Source organism: Enterobacter quasihormaechei (assembly GCF_004331385.1).
In the GTDB taxonomy this organism is placed as follows: Bacteria; Pseudomonadota; Gammaproteobacteria; order Enterobacterales; family Enterobacteriaceae; genus Enterobacter; species Enterobacter quasihormaechei.
The window spans coordinates 229,646-246,938 of record NZ_SJON01000004.1 but is presented as its reverse complement, the minus strand read 5'-3'; the positions used below and the strand labels follow the sequence as shown (position 1 = coordinate 246,938).

General features: G+C 56.0%; 16 protein-coding genes. 3 read left to right on the top strand and 13 right to left on the bottom strand.

The features are described from left to right. Positions 1-26: 26 nt before the first annotated feature. Complete coding sequence (locus E0L16_RS08025; RefSeq protein ID WP_131636674.1) at positions 27-1,070, bottom strand: GMP reductase; 1,044 nt, start codon at positions 1,068-1,070, stop codon at positions 27-29. 228 nt (positions 1,071-1,298) lie between these two features. On the opposite strand from E0L16_RS08025, the gene coaE reads away from it, so the two are divergent. The 3 genes from coaE to yacG are packed head-to-tail and all read left to right on the top strand — an operon-like array spanning position 1,299 to position 2,866. Continuing rightward, positions 1,299-1,919: a dephospho-CoA kinase gene (coaE, locus tag E0L16_RS08020; protein ID WP_131636673.1), complete on the top strand. Its 621-nt coding sequence runs from the start codon at positions 1,299-1,301 to the stop codon at positions 1,917-1,919. Next, positions 1,919-2,662, top strand: a complete 744-nt coding sequence (gene zapD, locus E0L16_RS08015; protein ID WP_063450650.1) for a cell division protein ZapD — start codon at positions 1,919-1,921, stop codon at positions 2,660-2,662. The genes coaE and zapD overlap by 1 nt, the downstream gene beginning before the upstream one ends. 9 nt (positions 2,663-2,671) lie before the next feature. Beyond that, complete coding sequence (gene yacG, locus E0L16_RS08010) at positions 2,672-2,866, top strand: DNA gyrase inhibitor YacG (protein ID WP_003856332.1); 195 nt, start codon at positions 2,672-2,674, stop codon at positions 2,864-2,866. 34 nt (positions 2,867-2,900) lie between these two features. On the opposite strand, the gene mutT is transcribed toward yacG, so the two are convergent. The 12 genes from mutT to murD all read right to left on the bottom strand — a co-directional run bounded on the left by mutT (position 2,901) and on the right by murD (position 17,293). Next, complete coding sequence (mutT, locus tag E0L16_RS08005; RefSeq protein ID WP_050871290.1) at positions 2,901-3,293, bottom strand: 8-oxo-dGTP diphosphatase MutT; 393 nt, start codon at positions 3,291-3,293, stop codon at positions 2,901-2,903. Between the two features lie 56 nt (positions 3,294-3,349). After that, positions 3,350-6,055: a preprotein translocase subunit SecA gene (gene secA, locus E0L16_RS08000; RefSeq protein WP_063450652.1), complete on the bottom strand. Its 2,706-nt coding sequence runs from the start codon at positions 6,053-6,055 to the stop codon at positions 3,350-3,352. 58 nt (positions 6,056-6,113) lie between these two features. After that, a complete protein-coding gene (secM, locus tag E0L16_RS07995; protein WP_074161027.1) occupies positions 6,114-6,617 on the bottom strand; it encodes a secA translation cis-regulator SecM in 504 nt (167 codons plus the stop codon). A gap of 281 nt (positions 6,618-6,898) precedes the next feature. Then, positions 6,899-7,816, bottom strand: coding sequence for a UDP-3-O-acyl-N-acetylglucosamine deacetylase (lpxC, locus tag E0L16_RS07990; RefSeq protein WP_006810110.1), 918 nt, complete (start codon positions 7,814-7,816; stop codon positions 6,899-6,901). 101 nt (positions 7,817-7,917) lie between these two features. Continuing rightward, a complete protein-coding gene (ftsZ, locus tag E0L16_RS07985) occupies positions 7,918-9,069 on the bottom strand; it encodes a cell division protein FtsZ (protein ID WP_003856338.1) in 1,152 nt (383 codons plus the stop codon). A gap of 60 nt (positions 9,070-9,129) precedes the next feature. Continuing rightward, entirely contained in the window at positions 9,130-10,386 is a 1,257-nt protein-coding gene (gene ftsA / locus E0L16_RS07980) for a cell division protein FtsA (RefSeq protein WP_003856340.1), read from the bottom strand. Further along, a complete protein-coding gene (gene ftsQ, locus E0L16_RS07975; protein WP_063450653.1) occupies positions 10,383-11,222 on the bottom strand; it encodes a cell division protein FtsQ in 840 nt (279 codons plus the stop codon). The genes ftsA and ftsQ overlap by 4 nt, the downstream gene beginning before the upstream one ends. Position 11,223: 1 nt before the next feature. Further along, entirely contained in the window at positions 11,224-12,144 is a 921-nt protein-coding gene (locus E0L16_RS07970) for a D-alanine--D-alanine ligase (protein ID WP_131636672.1), read from the bottom strand. Next, positions 12,137-13,612 carry a UDP-N-acetylmuramate--L-alanine ligase gene (gene murC / locus E0L16_RS07965; protein ID WP_063450655.1) on the bottom strand — a complete coding sequence of 492 codons (1,476 nt, stop codon included), beginning with the start codon at positions 13,610-13,612 and terminating at the stop codon, positions 12,137-12,139. The genes E0L16_RS07970 and murC overlap by 8 nt, the downstream gene beginning before the upstream one ends. Before the next feature lie 59 nt (positions 13,613-13,671). Continuing rightward, positions 13,672-14,736, bottom strand: a complete 1,065-nt coding sequence (murG, locus tag E0L16_RS07960) for an undecaprenyldiphospho-muramoylpentapeptide beta-N-acetylglucosaminyltransferase (RefSeq protein ID WP_131636671.1) — start codon at positions 14,734-14,736, stop codon at positions 13,672-13,674. After that, positions 14,733-15,977, bottom strand: coding sequence for a cell division protein FtsW (ftsW, locus tag E0L16_RS07955; protein ID WP_063450657.1), 1,245 nt, complete (start codon positions 15,975-15,977; stop codon positions 14,733-14,735). The genes murG and ftsW overlap by 4 nt, the downstream gene beginning before the upstream one ends. Beyond that, on the bottom strand, positions 15,977-17,293 hold the full coding sequence (murD, locus tag E0L16_RS07950) for a UDP-N-acetylmuramoyl-L-alanine--D-glutamate ligase (protein ID WP_131636670.1): 1,317 nt from the start codon (positions 17,291-17,293) through the stop codon (positions 15,977-15,979). The genes ftsW and murD overlap by 1 nt, the downstream gene beginning before the upstream one ends.

The window sequence follows — 17,293 nt, the reverse complement described above, 5'->3', positions numbered from 1 at the left end:
GCACGGACGCGCGCCAGCCGTAGCCGTCAGAGGCTATTAAATACGCGGTTTTCCTGCTCCTGAACGCGGATAAACGTCGTGCGTTTAGTCAGCTCTTTCAGGCGGGAAGCCCCAACGTAGGTACAGGCGGAGCGCAGACCGCCGAGAATATCGCGCGCCGTGTTCTCAACCGGGCCACGCAGCGGTAGCTTAACGGTTTTGCCTTCCGCCGCACGGTATTTGGCTACACCACCCACGTGACGGGTCATCGCAGATTCAGAGCTCATGCCGTAGAACAGCATGAATTTCTCGCCGTTTTCTTCCACCACGGTACCGCCGCTCTCTTCGTGGCCTGCCAGCATGCCGCCGAGCATCACGAAGTCTGCGCCGCCGCCAAAGGCTTTCGCGACATCGCCCGGCATGGTGCAGCCACCGTCGCTGATGATTTGGCCGCCCAGACCGTGCGCGGCGTCAGCGCATTCAATGACCGCAGACAGCTGCGGATAACCCACACCGGTTTTCACGCGCGTGGTGCATACGGACCCCGGGCCAATGCCCACTTTCACAATGTCGGCACCGGACAGGATCAGCTCTTCACACATTTCACCGGTCACCACGTTGCCCGCGATGATGGTCTTGGTTGGCCAGGCTTCACGCGCCTTGCTGACGAACTGGACGAAATGCTCGGAATACCCGTTTGCCACGTCAATGCAGACAAAATTCAGCGCAGGATTCGCGTTCAGGATCTGTTTGGTTTTCTCGAAGTCGGCATCAGACGTACCGGTCGAGACCATCACATGCTTCACCACGTCAGCAGTAGCAGAGGCGACAAACGCATTCCACTCCTCAGGGCTGTAGTGTTTGTGTACCGCAGTAAGGATGTCGAATTGCGCCAGTGCGGTCGCCATCTCGAAGGTCCCGACCGTGTCCATGTTGGCCGCGATAATCGGCACGCCAGACCACGTCTGACCGGAATGCTTAAAGGTGAATTGACGTTCAAGTTCAACGTCTGAGCGACTTTTCAGTGTAGAGCGTTTAGGGCGGATAAGAACGTCTTTGAAACCTAACTTCAGATCTTCTTCGATACGCATGTGCGGATTCCTGGGGTTAGAGGCAAATTTATTAAAAGCACAACTCCAGTGACGCTATCATACGCACTAATACCTGCTCCGCAAGACTGCGAAATTCTCTTTTTTTACGCTACAATCCTATAAATTTACCTGGTAAAAAGCGGGTAAAGAGAGCTAAACATTGGCTGTTGTAAGTTTGAATTTTAAGCAACTGATTTTAAAAATGAATAATTCCCAGGATCCGATTTAATGGGGTATATCGTCGCATTAACCGGCGGCATCGGTAGTGGTAAAAGCACCGTTGCGCAGGCGTTTGCTCGTCTCGGCATCACGATTATCGACGCCGACATCATTGCCCGTCAGGTGGTAGAACCCAATACACCCGCCTTAAACGCCATCGAAGCGCATTTTGGTCGCAGTGTTATACAGGCTGACGGCACCCTGAATCGTCGGCAGCTGCGTGAGCGCATATTTTCCGATCCAGCGGAAAAAGCCTGGCTTAATGCCCTGCTCCACCCCATTATCCACCAGGAAACCCAGCGTCAAATTGCCGCAGCCCGTTCGCCCTATGTGTTGTGGGTGGTCCCGTTACTGGTTGAAAATCAGCTTCAGAATAAAGCAGACAGAACGCTGGTGATTGACGTTTCCCGCGAAACGCAAATCCAGAGAACCATGGCGCGTGACCACGTTTCACGCGAGCATGCTGAACAAATTCTTGCCGCACAGGCCACGCGCGAAGCGCGCCTCGCCGTTGCGGATGATGTTATTGATAATAACGGCGCACCAGATGCCATTGCATCGGATGTTGCTCGTCTGCACGCGCAGTATCTGACCTTCGCCGCGCAGGCCGTTGCACAGGAAAAACCATAATGTCGACTCATATCCTTTTTGAGCACCCGCTTAACGAAAAAATGCGTACCTGGCTACGCATAGAATTCCTTATTCAACAGCTTTCACAACATCTGCCCGTCAACGATCACGCCACCGCGCTGCATTTTTTCCGCAACGTGGGCGATCTGCTGGATGTGATTGAACGCGGCGATGTCCGCACGGAGCTGTTGAAAGAGCTGGAGCGCCAGCAGCGTAAATTGCAGGCCTGGGCCGAAGTCCCGGGCGTGGATCAAAGCCGAATTGACGCCTTACGTCAGCAATTGAAAAACAGCAGCACAACGCTGATGGCCGCGCCGCGCGTTGGGCAGTTTTTACGAGAGGACCGTCTCATTGCGCTGGTGCGCCAGCGCCTGAGCATACCGGGTGGGTGCTGTAGCTTTGACCTGCCAACGCTGCATATGTGGTTGCACATGCCGCAGGAGCAGCGCGATCGTCAGGTAAACAGCTGGCTGGGCAGCCTGGAGCCGATGAATCAGACGTTATCACTGATCCTCGATCTTGTGCGTAACTCTGCCCCGTTCCGCAAGCAAACCAGTCTCAACGGTTTCTATCAGGACAACGGCGACGACGCCGATCTTCTGCGTCTGAATCTGGCTCTTGGCGAGCAGCTTTACCCGCAAATTTCCGGGCATAAAAGCCGTTTCGCGATCCGCTTCATGCCGCTGGACAGTGAACATGGCACCGTGCCGGAACGCCTCGATTTTGAACTGGCCTGTTGTTAAGGAGTGCCGATGTCTGACGTAACCACCGTAAACTGCCCAACCTGTGGGAAAACTGTCGTCTGGGGAGAAGTGAGTCCGTTTCGCCCGTTCTGCTGCAAGCGCTGTCAGCTTATAGACCTGGGCGAATGGGCGGCGGAAGAGAAACGCATTCCCAGCGAAGGCGATCTCTCCGATAGCGATGACTGGAGCGAGAACCAGCAGTAAGCTCTGAAGCCTGCTGGCGCTTCGCTTAGCAGGCCTACAGGTTGCCCGTTAGCCGGGATATGACGGGCGCATTTGCCGGAGGAAATTTTTCGGCATCACTCGCGTGAAGCGTAACCCAGCCACCCGGTTGCCCCTCTTTACCCCACGGTTCACCTTCCCAGCTTTCCACCAGCCAGAACCACAGCGTGATGTGCCTGTCCGGAAACTGGTATTCCAGCTTATCAAACAGCGTTGCGCCAAGCGGAGTAATGCCGACCTCTTCCTGAAGCTCGCGCACCAGCGCCTGCTCCGGCGTTTCACCGGATTCAATTTTCCCGCCCGGAAATTCCCATTTGTTCGCCATGTGCGCATCGGCGGCGCGTTGGGTTATGAAGATCTGATTTTGCGGGTTGCGAATGATCCCGACAGCAATTTGCAGTGTTTTCATCGTGTCACGTCCATAAAAAAGGCGCAGAAGTCTGCGCCTTTTCGAGTAGTTAAGTCTTAGCTCAGGCGACCGTGGCACGCCTTGTATTTTTTGCCGGAACCGCATGGGCAAGGATCGTTACGACCGACCTTACGATCGCCCGTCTGCGCGGCGATTGCCGCTGCGGCTTCGCTTTCATCGGTCTGGTGGCTCAGCTGCTGCATCTGCGCCAGACGCTCAGCTTCTTCACGACGCTGCTGCTCCATCGCTTCCACCTCTTCCGGCATACGCACCTGAACTTTGCTCAGGGTGCTGATGACTTCATACTTCAGCGATTCCAGCATGGCAGCAAACATGGCGAAGGATTCACGCTTGTACTCCTGCTTCGGATCTTTCTGCGCATAACCACGCAGGTGGATACCCTGACGCAGGTAATCCATTGCCGCCAGGTGCTCTTTCCACAGGGAATCCAGCGTCTGCAACATAACGCCTTTCTCGAAGTGACGCATCATCTCAGCGCCAACCACTTCTTCTTTACGCTTGTAGACGTCCAGCGCGGTTTCGTAGATACGCTCGCGCAGCGTCTCTTCGTGCAGCTCAGGCTCTTTGTCCAGCCACTCTTTGATTGGCAGCTCGAGGTCGAAGTCATTTTTCAGACGTTCCTGCAAGCCTTCGATATCCCACATCTCTTCCAGAGACTGCGGCGGAATGTGCGCGTCGATAGTGGCTTTGAACACATCTTCACGAATGCTGTTGATGGTTTCGCTCACGTCAGACACGTCCAGCAGTTCGTTACGCTGGGTGTAGATTGCACGACGCTGGTCGTTGGCCACGTCATCATATTCCAGCAGCTGCTTACGAATATCGAAGTTGCGGCTTTCCACTTTACGCTGGGCGTTGGCAATCGCTTTAGTCACCCACGGGTGCTCAATCGCTTCGCCGGGCTTCATGCCCAGTTTACGCATCATGCCGGACACGCGGTCAGAGGCGAAAATACGCATCAGCGCATCTTCCATAGACAGGTAGAAACGGGAAGAACCGGCATCACCCTGACGGCCCGCACGGCCACGCAGCTGGTTATCGATACGACGAGATTCGTGACGCTCGGTACCAATGATGTGCAGACCACCGGATGCCAGCACCGCGTCGTGACGCACCTGCCAGTCGGCTTTGATCTGCGCGATCTGCTCTGGCGTTGGGTTTTCCAGCTCTGCGACTTCAGCCTGCCAGCTACCGCCGAGCATAATATCGGTACCACGACCCGCCATGTTGGTGGCGATGGTCACGGCAGCCGGATAACCCGCCTGAGCTACGATATCCGCTTCTTTTGCGTGGAACTTAGCGTTCAGTACGTTGTGTTTAATGCCCGCTTTGGTCAGCTCGTTAGACACCACTTCGGATTTCTCGATGGAGATGGTCCCCACCAGTACTGGCTGTCCCTTCGCAGTGCGATCGCGAATATCTTCGATGATCGCCTGAATTTTTTCCGCTTCGGTCATGTATACCAGGTCCGGCATGTCCTTACGGATCATTGGACGGTTGGTTGGCACCACCACGGTATCCAGCTTGTAGATAGAGCTGAATTCAAACGCTTCGGTATCTGCGGTACCGGTCATCCCCGCCAGCTTCTCGTACAGACGGAAGTAGTTCTGGAAGGTGATGGATGCCAGCGTCTGGTTTTCGTTTTGAATGTCCACGCCTTCTTTCGCTTCCACGGCCTGGTGCAGGCCATCGGACCAGCGACGGCCCTGCATGGTACGACCGGTATGTTCATCGACGATGATGACTTCACCGTCTTTCACGATATAGTCAACGTCGCGGGTGAACAGCGCGTGCGCGCGCAGTGCGGCGGTCACGTGGTGCATCAGCATGATGTTGCTCGGGGAATACAGGGACTCGCCCTCTTCCATAATGCCTTCAGCCACCAGCAGCTCTTCGATTTTCACCAGACCGCGTTCGGTCAGGTTCACCTGGCGCGCTTTTTCATCCACGGAGAAGTGACCTTCACCCTGGAAGGTATCGGAGTCTTCTTTCTCCTGGCGCAGCAGGTGTGGAATGATTTTGTCGACTTTACGGTACATCTCGGAGCTGTCTTCGGCCGGGCCGGAGATGATCAGCGGGGTACGCGCTTCATCAATCAGAATGGAGTCAACCTCATCCACCAGCGCATAGTGCAGCTTACGCTGGACGCGCTCTTCCGGGCTGAACGCCATGTTGTCGCGCAGGTAGTCGAAGCCGTATTCGTTGTTCGTTCCGTAAGTAATATCCGCGTTATAGGCTTCACGCTTGGCAGGTGCCGGCAGGCCGGACATATTAATGCCGACGGTCATGCCGAGGAATTCGAACAGTGGACGGTTGTTTTCGGCGTCACGCTGCGCCAGGTAGTCGTTGACGGTAACAACGTGAACGCCTTTCCCGGTCAGCGCGTTCAGGTAGGCCGGCAGCGTAGCGGTCAGGGTTTTACCTTCACCGGTACGCATTTCCGCGATGCAGCGCTCATTGAGCACCATGCCGCCCAGCAGCTGTACGTCGAAGTGACGCATGCCAAACACACGCTTACTCGCCTCACGAACGACGGCAAAGGCTTCCGGGATCAGGCTTTCTAAGGTTTCGCCTTTTTCCAGGCGCGCGCGGAACTCCGCAGTTTTCGCCTTCAGCTCATCATCAGAGAGCTTCTCCATCGCCGGTTCCATACCGTTGATGACGTTTACAGCTTTGCGCATACGGCGCAGGGTACGATCGTTACGACTACCAAAAACTTTGGTTAATAATTTGATTAGCATAATAAATTCTCAAACGCCCCAGACGGGCAGATAAATTAAGGTATTGAAAAAGATTAATTTAGCTGAGGCGCAGAGGCCCGGCACGGATGCCGTGAACCTGGCTAATCCATGTCGAAACAGAGAAGGAGGAAGGGGGAACAAAATCGGTTTGTGCCGTCTGGCTTACGGCCACAGGCGGCTGATTGTCCTGCGTCAGCAGCGCATTAAGCGTATCGAGCAGGGCAAGATGCTGGGCCTGAACCGGCAGCGTTTCTTCAGCAACGGGCATCGTCTGCGGCGCCATCGCGAACGACAGATGGCGGATAACCGTGCGAATGGCGTGTTGCTGCCAGTAATCAACGGAGAAATTGGGACGACGGCTAGCTTCAAGCCAGGCGAGATTAGTAAAATTAACCCGCGTGGTGAGATCGTGTTTGGTCGTCGTGGAACGTGCTGGCGTTGCCGCGTCTGCACTGTTGCTGAGCACAGGCAAGCCGAGACTCGCCGCGACCATCCCTAATAAGAGATGCGGCCAGAAGTAACGTCTGCCAAATTGTCGCCAGCGCGTCAGTATTCCGCTCACTTGCTCCACCACGTTCGCCCGCCGGTGCAGGCTGAATTCAGTTATTCTTTTTTTAGCGCCCAGATATTACCACTAAAGCCAATACACGGCAGCAGGAATGACACCTTGCAGCAGGTAAAAACGGTCAATAATGCAGCGAACACACCGTTATTCGGCACCTGACACGCGCCAGGGGTGAGAGGGGCAAATCAAAGAAAGGCAGAAATAGAAACGACTGGCTTCCCTGGTCGGAGAGAGTACCAGGTGAACCAGTCGCTTTTCTTACGAAACGGGTTTAACCGTTACGCCAGGACCATAGTCGGTGCTTTGAACGCCAGCGGCAGTTCAGCTTCGTCTTCGAAGGTCACATATTCCCAGGCTTCCTGTTTTGCCAGGACTGCCTGCAACAGTTTGTTGTTCAGTGCATGACCGGATTTAAACGCGGTAAAGGCACCAATGATATTGTGACCACACATGAAGAGGTCGCCGATCGCATCCAGCATTTTGTGACGAACAAATTCATCTTCAAAACGCAGGCCGTCTTCGTTCAGTACGCGATAATCGTCAACAACGATGGCACAATCGAAGCTGCCGCCCAGGCACAGGCCGCGGGACTGCAAATATTCGATATCACGCATGAAGCCGAAAGTACGCGCTCGGCTGATCTGACGCATAAACGCATCCGCAGAGAAGTTCATCGCGTAGCGCTGGGTGCTGGAATCAATCGCCGGGTGGTTAAAATCGATGGTGAAGTCCAACGAGAAACCATTGTACGGTTTGAATTCAGCCCATTTGTCGCCATCTTCGACGCGAACGGTCTCTTTAATGCGAACAAATTTCTTCGCGCAGTTCAGTTCTTCGATGCCGGCATCCAGCAGCAAATAAACGAACGGAGCAGCACTCCCGTCCATGATCGGGATTTCTGGCGCATCTACTTCAACAATAATGTTGTCGATACCCAGACCCGCCAGGGCGGCGTTCAGGTGCTCTACGGTAGAAATCCGCACGTCATGCTCGTTCACCAGACAAGTACAGAGCATAGTATCACGCACAGATTTGGCATCGGCCGGAAAATCTACCGGTGGATTCAAGTCGGTGCGACGATAGATGACCCCGGTATTGGCCGGCGCAGGGCGTAACGTCAGTGTGACTTTCTTGCCGGTATGTAAACCGACACCCGTCGCCTGAACGATACGTTTAAGTGTCCTTTGTTTGATCATCGTATAATCTCGCCAAATTAACTATCCAACCGAGAGTGTATATCACTAACGGTGGGCCAGTTTAGCACAAAGAGCGCAAATCCCCAAATTCCAGCCAATTCTTAGTCAGCTTGCTTACGCAGGAACGCCGGGATATCCAGATAATCTGGCTCTTTTGCCGTTTGTGGTGTCGGGTCGTTCACCACTTTCGCCGCCGGTTTTTGCTCCTGAGTCAGAGGCGCCATACCGTGCTGCTGGTAACGATCCATCACCGGCTGCTGAGTCTGTTTGTTGGTTACCAGGGTGATCTCAGGACGCTTGTCCATACCGATACCGGTGGCGACAACAGTCACACGCAGTTCGTCGTTCATTTCCGGATCAAGTGACGTACCGATTACCACGGTCGCGTTGTCAGAGGCGAACGCACGGATGGTGTTACCCACGGTTTCGAACTCATCCAGACGCAGGTCAAAGCCAGCGGTGATGTTGACCAGCACGCCGCGCGCACCGGACAGGTCGATATCTTCCAGCAGTGGAGAAGAGATCGCCATTTCAGCCGCTTCTTCCGCACGGTCTTCGCCGCTTGCCACGCCAGAACCCATCATCGCGTAGCCCATTTCGGACATCACGGTGCGAACGTCTGCAAAGTCAACGTTCATCAGACCAGGACGGGTAATCAGTTCAGCGATACCCTGAACCGCGCCTTTCAGCACGTCGTTTGCTGCGCCAAAGGCGTCCAGCAGAGAAATACCGCGACCCAGCACTTTCAGCAGCTTGTCGTTCGGGATGGTAATCAGAGAGTCCACGTGCTTGGACAGCTCGGTGATACCCTGCTCCGCGAAAGCCATACGCTTCTTGCCTTCAAAGTTGAAAGGCTTGGTCACGACAGCAACGGTCAGAATACCTAAATCTTTTGCGACTTCCGCCACAACGGGTGCTGCACCGGTACCTGTACCGCCGCCCATACCCGCTGCGATGAAGACCATGTCAGCACCGTCCAGTGCAGCGCGCAGCGCTTCACGATCTTCTTCAGCCGCGTTACGGCCCACTTCCGGGTTAGCCCCTGCTCCCAGACCTTTGGTGATGCCACCACCGATCTGAATGGTCTGGCCAACAGCCGTTTTACGCAGTGCCTGTGCATCGGTGTTCACCGCGAAGAATTCAACACCTTCAATGCGCTCGCGCACCATATGCTCTACGGCGTTACCGCCGCCGCCACCGACGCCGATGACTTTAATCACCGCGTCGTTGGTTAATTCCATTGGTTCAAACATAGTTTCTCTCCGTTGTGCCTGTCGCCCGAGACCGCTAATTCTCTCCGGTCTCTTAAAAAATTAAAATTCTTTTCGCAACCAGGTGTTAAGTCGTTTGACCCACGACCCCACCGAGACGCGTTTTTCCACCTCTGCTTCACCACTTAAATGGGACTCTTTCCCGTAGTGCAGCAGGCCCACCGCCGTTGAATAGTACGGCTCCTGAGCATAATCCGTTAAACCGGTAATATTCAGCGGCGCACCGATACGCACCTGCGTATGGAACACGCGCTGAGCGCAGGCCGCAAGACCTTCAATTTGCGCTGCCCCGCCGGTTAATACAATCCCCGCCGCGAGATGATGTTTCACACCCTGCTGGCGAAGCTGTTCCTGTAACTGCAAAATCTCTTCGTTGACCAGGTTGAGCAGCTCGGTATAGCGCGGCTCAATCACCTCTGCCAGGGTCTGGCGTTGCAGGCTGCGCGGCGGTCGCCCACCTACGCTCGGCACTTCAACGCTTTCGTCTTTGCCGACGATAGAGCCCAGCGCGCAACCATGGCGCACTTTAATCGCCTCTGCGTCGCTCGGTGGCGTACCAAAGGCGTAAGCGATATCGCTGGTCACCACATTCCCGGCATACGGGATCACTTTGGTGTGGCGCAACGCACCGCCGGTATAGACAGCCATGTCCATTGTACCACCACCAATATCCACCACACAGACGCCCAGTTCACGTTCGTCTTCGGTCAGCACGGAATAGCTCGCGGCAAGACCGGCGAAAATAAGTTGGTCAACTTTCAGGCCACAACGTTCAACGGCTTTTACAATGTTCTTCGCCATATCGTTGTGACATGTGATCAGGTGCACTTTTGCCTGCATACGTACGCCCGACAGACCGACCGGATTCTTGATGCCTTCCTGGTAGTCGATCGCGTATTCCTGCGGGATCACATGCAGCACACGGTGCTCGTCGCGAACGCGCACGGATTTCGCCGTGTGGACAACGTTCTCAACGTCTTCCTGCGTCACTTCTTCTTCGGAAATCGGCACCATACCGATTTCATTCTGGCAGCTGATGTGCTTACCAGAAAGGGCCAGATAGACAGAGGAAATCTGGCAATCTGCCATCAATTCAGCCTGGTCGATGGCGCGCTGAACGCATTTCACCACCGACTCAAGGTCGTTTACCCCACCTTTATCCATACCACGGGACGGGCAGCTGCCCACGCCAATGATATTGACCATACCGTCGGGCAGAACTTCCCCTACTAAAGCGGCAACCTTCGCGGTGCCAATCTCCAGTCCTACTACCAATTTTCTGTCCGTCGACTTGATCATTGTTGTTCTGCCTGTACCTGTGCCTGATTCTGTTGCTGATTAGGTTCCTCGACCGGAGCCGGCTCCCAACCGACTGCTGCGCCTGAGTCATAGCGCAAATCAACGTAGCTTATCCGTTTGCCATCCGTCTGCGCCTGCTGCTGTAAAACCGGGTAAAGTTCTACAAAACGCGCCAGACGTTTCATTGTGTCGCCGCGGCCAAGGTTAAGCTTAATGCCGTTCGTAAGCGTCAACTGCCAGGAGCGGCGCGCCGTCATCGCAGCTTCTTTTAACGCAAAACGATCCTTAGCCAGCACCTGCCCCATCTCACGAAAACCCTGCAAGACTTCGTTTTCGCTGCCTTCCGGGCCATACAACATCGGTAAATTCTGCTTGTTGACACGATCGCTCGGGACGCTGAACGAATTTCCGTCGACGTCAACCATATGCTGATCATTCCAACGCGCAATCGGCACATATTCAACCAGATGAATCTTCAATTCATCAGGCCATTGCTTTCTGACACTCGCCTGTTTAATCCAGGGCAGACGTTCAATCTGACTCTGAATAATGTTGACGTCCTGCGTCATAAAGGTGCCAGGCGACCCCAGTGCCAGAATAGACTGGCGAATGTCATCGTTACGCGTGTAGTGACGCTCCCCGGTCACCACCAGCTTCGACAGCGGCAACCGCTGCGCGTCTTCCATCCAGCCCAGCACCATCCAGCCGCTGATAAACACGGTGCACAGCACTCCGAGCAGGAAGATGATACCTGCAAGACGCGTACCATTACTCCGGCGCGAAGAAGTGTATTCTTCTTCCTCGCGGTTGCGCGTGTTCAATGCAGCCTGAGACATATCAGCCCGCCTGGTCCAGAATACGTACGACTAACTGCGAGAAACTCATTCCTGCCTGACGCGCCGCCATTGGCACAAGGCTATGGCTGGTCATACCCGGAGACGTGTTTGCTTCCAGCAGATAAAATTGCCCGTCACCGTCGAGCATCACGTCGATGCGTCCCCAGCCACGGCATCCCAGAACATTCCAGGCTTTAAGCACCAGAGACTGTAATTCGGCTTCGCGTTCTGCTTCAAGGCCACCAGGACAGAAATATTGCGTCTCATCAGAGAGATACTTCGCCTCATAATCATAGAAGACTCCCGCAGGTTGGATGCGAATTGACGGTAAAATTTCTTCGCCAAGCATCGCGACGGTAAATTCCGGCCCGCTGAGCCATTTTTCAATCAATACTTCTTCATCGTGTTGAAATGCCAATGCTAAAGCGGACGCTAAATCGCCAGCTTTATCCACTTTGGACATTCCCACGCTCGACCCTTCGCGGCTCGGCTTAACAATAACCGGTAAGCCCAGCGCGGCAATGCGTGTATTAATGCTGTCCGACAGGCCTAATTCATATTCGCGACGCGTCAGTGCAACCCATGGCGCAACGGGCAGGCCCGCGCCCTGCCACAGCAGTTTGCTGCGCAGTTTATCCATAGAGATGGCAGATGCCATCACGCCGCTGCCGGTATACGGCATACCGATAAGCTCCAGCAGCCCCTGTAACGTGCCGTCTTCACCGCCGCGACCGTGCAACGCGATGAAGGCTTTATCGAAGCCCATCGCTTTCACCTGCGTAACGTCTACGTCTTTCGGATCAACCGGGTGCGCGTCGACGCCCCCTTCACGCAGGCCCGCCAGCACGGCAGCGCCCGAATTCAGAGAAACCTCGCGTTCGGCGGAGGTGCCGCCAAACAGGACAGCAATCTTATCAGCCATGACGCTCGTCCTCCTGAGTTTGCGGCTTCAGTTTGATTTCAGCTAAGGTACGGGCGATTTTGCCGATATTTCCCGCACCCTGAATCAGGATCAGATCGTTGCCTGTCAGGACCGGGGCAAGCATTTCTGCTACCTGTGCCGGGTCGGGGACCAGAATAGGATCCACTTTACCTCGTCCACGGATGGTACGACATAAAGAACGACTGTCCGCACCCGGAATCGGATTTTCGCCTGCGGCATAAACGTCCAGCATCAGCAGGGTATCGACCTGCGAAAGCACGTTGGCAAAATCGTCGTACAGATCGCGGGTACGCGTGTAACGGTGCGGCTGGAAGATCATAACCAGATTCTTTTCTGGCCAACCCGCGCGTGCCGCTTTGATGGTGGCGTCCACTTCGGTCGGATGGTGACCGTAGTCGTCTACCAGCATCGCAGAACCTGGCTTACCGTTTACCGGCTCCAGTGGGAATTCACCGAGGAAGTCGAAGCGACGGCCCGTTCCCTGGAAGCTTTCCAGCGCGCGCAGGATCGCCTCATCGTCAATGCCTTCTTCTGTCGCAACCGCTACGGCCGCAGCCGCATTCAGGGCGTTGTGGCGTCCCGGCGCGTTCAGGGTGACACGCAGCAGGTCTTTGTCCTGACGTGCCAGGGTGAAATGCCCCTGCGCACCAATCTGCTTGTAATCTTCTACGCGTACGTCAGCGTCTTCGCTGAAACCATAGGTGGTGATTTGACGCCCGACGCGCGGCAGCAGCTCGCGGATCACCGGATCGTCCACGCACATTACCGCACGGCCATAAAACGGCAGGTTGTGCAGGAAATTAATAAAGGTTTGCTTTAAGTTCTCGAAGTCGCCCTGGTAGGTATCCATATGGTCAGCTTCGATATTGGTGACGATCGCCACCATGGGTTGCAGATGCAGGAACGACGCGTCGCTCTCATCCGCTTCCGCAATCAGATAACGGCTGTGACCCAGACGCGCATGTACGCCAGCGGCTTTCACCAGACCACCGTTGACGAACGTCGGATCGAGACCCGCTTCCGCATAAATGCTGGAAACCATCGCCGTGGTAGTGGTTTTGCCGTGCGTACCGGCCACCGCAATGCCGTGACGGAAACGCATCAGTTCCGCCAGCATTTCCGCGCGACGGATCACCGGAATGCGCGCCTCATGCGCCGCAACGATTTCCGGGTTATCTGCGGAGATGGCGCTGGATACCACCACCACGCTCGCATCGCTCACGTTTTCCGGGCGATGATTGAAATAGATAGTCGCCCCAAGCGACGCCAGCTGCTGCGTAACAGGGTTTGGCGCCAGGTCAGACCCGCTGATCTGATAGCCTTCGTTAGCTAACACTTCGGCAATACCGCCCATGCCGGCACCACCGATGCCGACAAAGTGAATGTGCCGGACGCGACGCATCTCGGGCACGATAGAACGCAGTTTTGCCAGTTGTTGTGTATTCATTCTCTAAACGCCATCGACTACTTCAAAAAAATCGTGCAGCGCAACACGCGCTGCGAGAATTATGCCTGGGCTGCCAGGCTCACTTCTTTTGCCACCCGTTCCGTTGCATCCGGGATAGCGGTCGCGCGCGCGCGTTGCGCCATCTCCAGTAATACATCCCGGTTCCAGCCCGCCAGGGTAGTGGCGACCGCCTCAGCGGTAAATTGTGGCTGCTCAAAAATTTTCGCCGCGCCCGCTTTCTCCAGCGGCAGCGCATTCCAGTACTGCTGTCTGTCTTTGTGCTGGAACGGCACGAACAGCGCAGGCAGGCCGGCGGCAGCGATTTCGCTCACCGTCAGCGCGCCCGAACGACAGACCACGACATCGGCCCAGGCATAGGCTGCGGCCATGTCATCAATAAATTCAGTAACCTTATGCTGCGGCTGACCTTCTGTCGCGTAGGCCTGCTCAACGGTCTGCTGTGCGCCCTTCCCGCTCTGGTGCCAGAGGGTCACGGCATCACCCAGTTTTGCAGCAACCTGCGGCATCGTCTGGTTTAAGATACGTGCGCCCTGTGAACCGCCAACCACCAGCACGCGCACCGGTCCTTCGCGCCCGGCCAGACGCACGTCCGGCAGCGGCAGCGCCAGCACGTCCACGCGCACCGGGTTCCCTACGACATCCGCCTTCGGGAATGCTCCCGGAAAAGCCTGCATCACTTTGGTGGCAATTTTCGCCAGCCATTTGTTGGTCAAACCGGCAATACCGTTCTGCTCGTGCAGAACAACGGGGATCCCCAGCGACCACGCCGCCAGTCCGCCAGGGCCGGAAACGTAACCGCCCATACCCAGTACGACGTCAGGCTTAAAACGCTTCATAATGGCGCGCGCCTGACGCCAGGCGTTGAAAATACGCACCGGGGCCAGCAGCAGCGCCTTAATTCCTTTGCCACGAAGGCCGGAAATACGAATAAAGTCGATCTCGATACCGTGCTTCGGTACCAGGTCGGCTTCCATGCGGTCTGCGGTTCCCAGCCAGCGTACCTGCCAGCCCTGATCCATTAAATGGTGCGCAACCGCCAGCCCCGGGAACACGTGTCCGCCGGTACCGCCTGCCATCACCATTAACCGCTTCGGTTGATTCATCGTGAACCTCGTGTAAACGCCTGGGCTTTCTCCAGACGCGTTTCATAATCTATGCGTAACAAAAACATGATGGCCGTCGACATGATCAACAGACTCGAACCACCATAACTGATCAGCGGCAGCGTCAGGCCTTTGGTTGGCAGCATACCCGCTGCGGCCCCAACGTTTACCAGCGCCTGGAAGCTAAACCAGATACCAATTGAGCAGGCCAGAAAACCGGAGAAGCGGTGATCGATCTCCAGCGCTTTACGGCCAATCGACATGGCGCGGAAAGCGACGAAGAATACCATTAATAGCGCCAATACCACACCGATATAACCCAGTTCTTCCCCAATAATGGAGAAGATGAAGTCGGTGTGCGCCTCCGGTAAATACTCCAGTTTTTGCACCGAGTTGCCCAGGCCTTGCCCCCAGACTTCGCCGCGGCCAAACGCCATCAGCGACTGCGTCAGCTGATAGCCGCTGCCGAACGGATCTTCCCACGGGTTCCAGAACGAGGTTACGCGGCGGATACGGTATGGCTCGGCCAGGATCAGCAGCACAACCGCCGAGATCCCCATTCCGATAATGGCGATGAACTGCCACAGCTTTGCGCCCGCCAGGAACAGCATCGCCAGCGTTGTGACAAACAGTACGACTACCGTACCGAGGTCGGGCTGCGCCAGCAGCAGGATCGCGAGCACCAGAATCACGCCCATCGGTTTTAAGAAGCCGCGCAGGTTGTTACGAACCTCGTCAACTTTACGCACCAGGTAGTTCGCCAGGTAGCAGAACAACGAAAGCTTGGTGAACTCCGCAGGCTGAATACGCAGTGGACCAAAGGCGATCCAGCGCGATGCCCCGTTAACGGAGCTCCCGACTACCAGTACAATCAGCAGCATAATAATCGACGCAATCAGCATGGCCGTACTGTGCCGCTGCCAGAACGTCATCGGCAGGCGTAAGGTGATCATCGCCAGGCAGAACGCCAGAATGATGTACAGCCCGTCACGCTTGGCAAACAGGAACGGATCGTTTGCCAGACGTTGTCCAACGGGCATTGACGCCGAGGTGACCATGATAAAGCCGATTGCTGCCAGCCCCAGCGTGAGCCAGAACAGCATACGGTCATACATGATCAGGCTGTCGGAATCTTTATCCCGGGAAGCCATCACCCAGCCTTTCAGCGCCTCAAACAGCCACACCAGGATGCCAAATCCTGGCAGGCGCGGCATTCTCAGGCGAGGGAGTGAAAAACGCATCAGCCTAACTCCTTCGCCAGGCGGGTAAAGAGATCGCCCCGCTGTTCGAAATTCTTAAATTGGTCGAGGCTGGCGCAGGCAGGCGACAGCAGCACCATATCGCCGGGCTTCACGCGCGGGGCAATAAGGCGCATCGCCTGCTCCATGGTCTCGGTTTGCTCGGCAACCTCAGGACGCAGCGCCGCCAGCTCGCGACCGTCGCGGCCAAAGCAGTACAGGCGCACGTTATCGCCGCCGAGATACGGCTTCAGCGAGGAGAAGTCGGCCGATTTACCGTCGCCGCCCAGCAGCAGGTGCAGCGTGCCGTCAACGTGCAGGCCGTTCAGCGCGGCCTCGGTGCTGCCTACGTTGGTGGCTTTGGAATCATTAATCCAGCGCACGCCGTTATGCTCCAGCGCCAGCTGGAAACGGTGCGCCAGGCCGGTAAAGGTGGTCAGCGCTTTCAGGCTGGACGATCGCGGCAGGTCAACGGCATCCGCAAGCGCCAGCGCCGCCAGGGCATTGGTGTAGTTATGCTGGCCGGAAAGTATCATCTCTTTCACGTTCAGCACCTTCTCACCTTTCACCCGCAGCCAGGTTTCGCCCTGCTGACGGTTGAGGTGATAGTCACCCATGTTAATACCGAAGCTAATGCAGCGATCGTCCGCGCCGCGCACCGGCATGGTGAGCGCATCATCGGCGTTCACCACGCAAACGTTGGCATTTTCATAGACGCGCAGCTTGGCCGCGCGGTACTGCTGCAAGCCGAACGGGTATCTGTCCATATGATCTTCGGTGACGTTAAGGATCGTCGCCGCCGCCGCATGCAGGCTTGTGGTGGTTTCCAGCTGGAAACTGGAAAGCTCCAGTACAAACAGCTCACAGCCTTTGTCGAGCAGCATCAACGCGGGCAGACCAATGTTACCGCCCACGCCGACATTTTTACCCGCCGCTTTCGCCATCTCACCCACCAGCGTGGTGACGGTGCTTTTACCGTTTGAACCGGTAATGGCAACGATCGGGGCCTGCGCCTCCCGGCAGAACAGTTCGATATCGCCAACGATCTCAACCCCGGCATCCGCCGCGGCGCTCAGCGAAGGGTGCGCCAGCGCCATGCCCGGGCTGGCAACAATCAGATCCGCAGCCAGCAGCCACTCATCATTCAGACCACCCAGGTGGCGTTCAACCTGCTCCGGCAGCTTGTCCAGACCCGGCGGAGAGACACGCGTATCCATCACGCGCGGCGTCACGCCACGCGCAAGGAAAAAGTCCACGCAGGAGAGCCCGGTCAGGCCCAACCCGATGATAACAACTTTTTTGCCCTGGTAATCTGCCAT

What these genes read in the sequence shown, in the direction of transcription:
- murG (WP_131636671.1), bottom strand. Translation starts at nt 14,736, where the DNA reads ATGAATCAACCGAAGCGGTTAATGGTGATGGCAGGCGGTACCGGCGGA.
- mutT (WP_050871290.1), bottom strand. Translation starts at nt 3,293, where the DNA reads ATGAAAACACTGCAAATTGCTGTCGGGATCATTCGCAACCCGCAAAAT.
- ftsW (WP_063450657.1), bottom strand. Translation starts at nt 15,977, where the DNA reads ATGCGTTTTTCACTCCCTCGCCTGAGAATGCCGCGCCTGCCAGGATTT.
- yacG (WP_003856332.1), top strand. Translation starts at nt 2,672, where the DNA reads ATGTCTGACGTAACCACCGTAAACTGCCCAACCTGTGGGAAAACTGTC.
- ftsZ (WP_003856338.1), bottom strand. Translation starts at nt 9,069, where the DNA reads ATGTTTGAACCAATGGAATTAACCAACGACGCGGTGATTAAAGTCATC.
- murC (WP_063450655.1), bottom strand. Translation starts at nt 13,612, where the DNA reads ATGAATACACAACAACTGGCAAAACTGCGTTCTATCGTGCCCGAGATG.
- lpxC (WP_006810110.1), bottom strand. Translation starts at nt 7,816, where the DNA reads ATGATCAAACAAAGGACACTTAAACGTATCGTTCAGGCGACGGGTGTC.
- zapD (WP_063450650.1), top strand. Translation starts at nt 1,919, where the DNA reads ATGTCGACTCATATCCTTTTTGAGCACCCGCTTAACGAAAAAATGCGT.
- coaE (WP_131636673.1), top strand. Translation starts at nt 1,299, where the DNA reads ATGGGGTATATCGTCGCATTAACCGGCGGCATCGGTAGTGGTAAAAGC.
- ftsQ (WP_063450653.1), bottom strand. Translation starts at nt 11,222, where the DNA reads ATGTCTCAGGCTGCATTGAACACGCGCAACCGCGAGGAAGAAGAATAC.
- murD (WP_131636670.1), bottom strand. Translation starts at nt 17,293, where the DNA reads ATGGCAGATTACCAGGGCAAAAAAGTTGTTATCATCGGGTTGGGCCTG.
- secA (WP_063450652.1), bottom strand. Translation starts at nt 6,055, where the DNA reads ATGCTAATCAAATTATTAACCAAAGTTTTTGGTAGTCGTAACGATCGT.
- E0L16_RS08025 (WP_131636674.1), bottom strand. Translation starts at nt 1,070, where the DNA reads ATGCGTATCGAAGAAGATCTGAAGTTAGGTTTCAAAGACGTTCTTATC.
- ftsA (WP_003856340.1), bottom strand. Translation starts at nt 10,386, where the DNA reads ATGATCAAGTCGACGGACAGAAAATTGGTAGTAGGACTGGAGATTGGC.
- E0L16_RS07970 (WP_131636672.1), bottom strand. Translation starts at nt 12,144, where the DNA reads ATGGCTGATAAGATTGCTGTCCTGTTTGGCGGCACCTCCGCCGAACGC.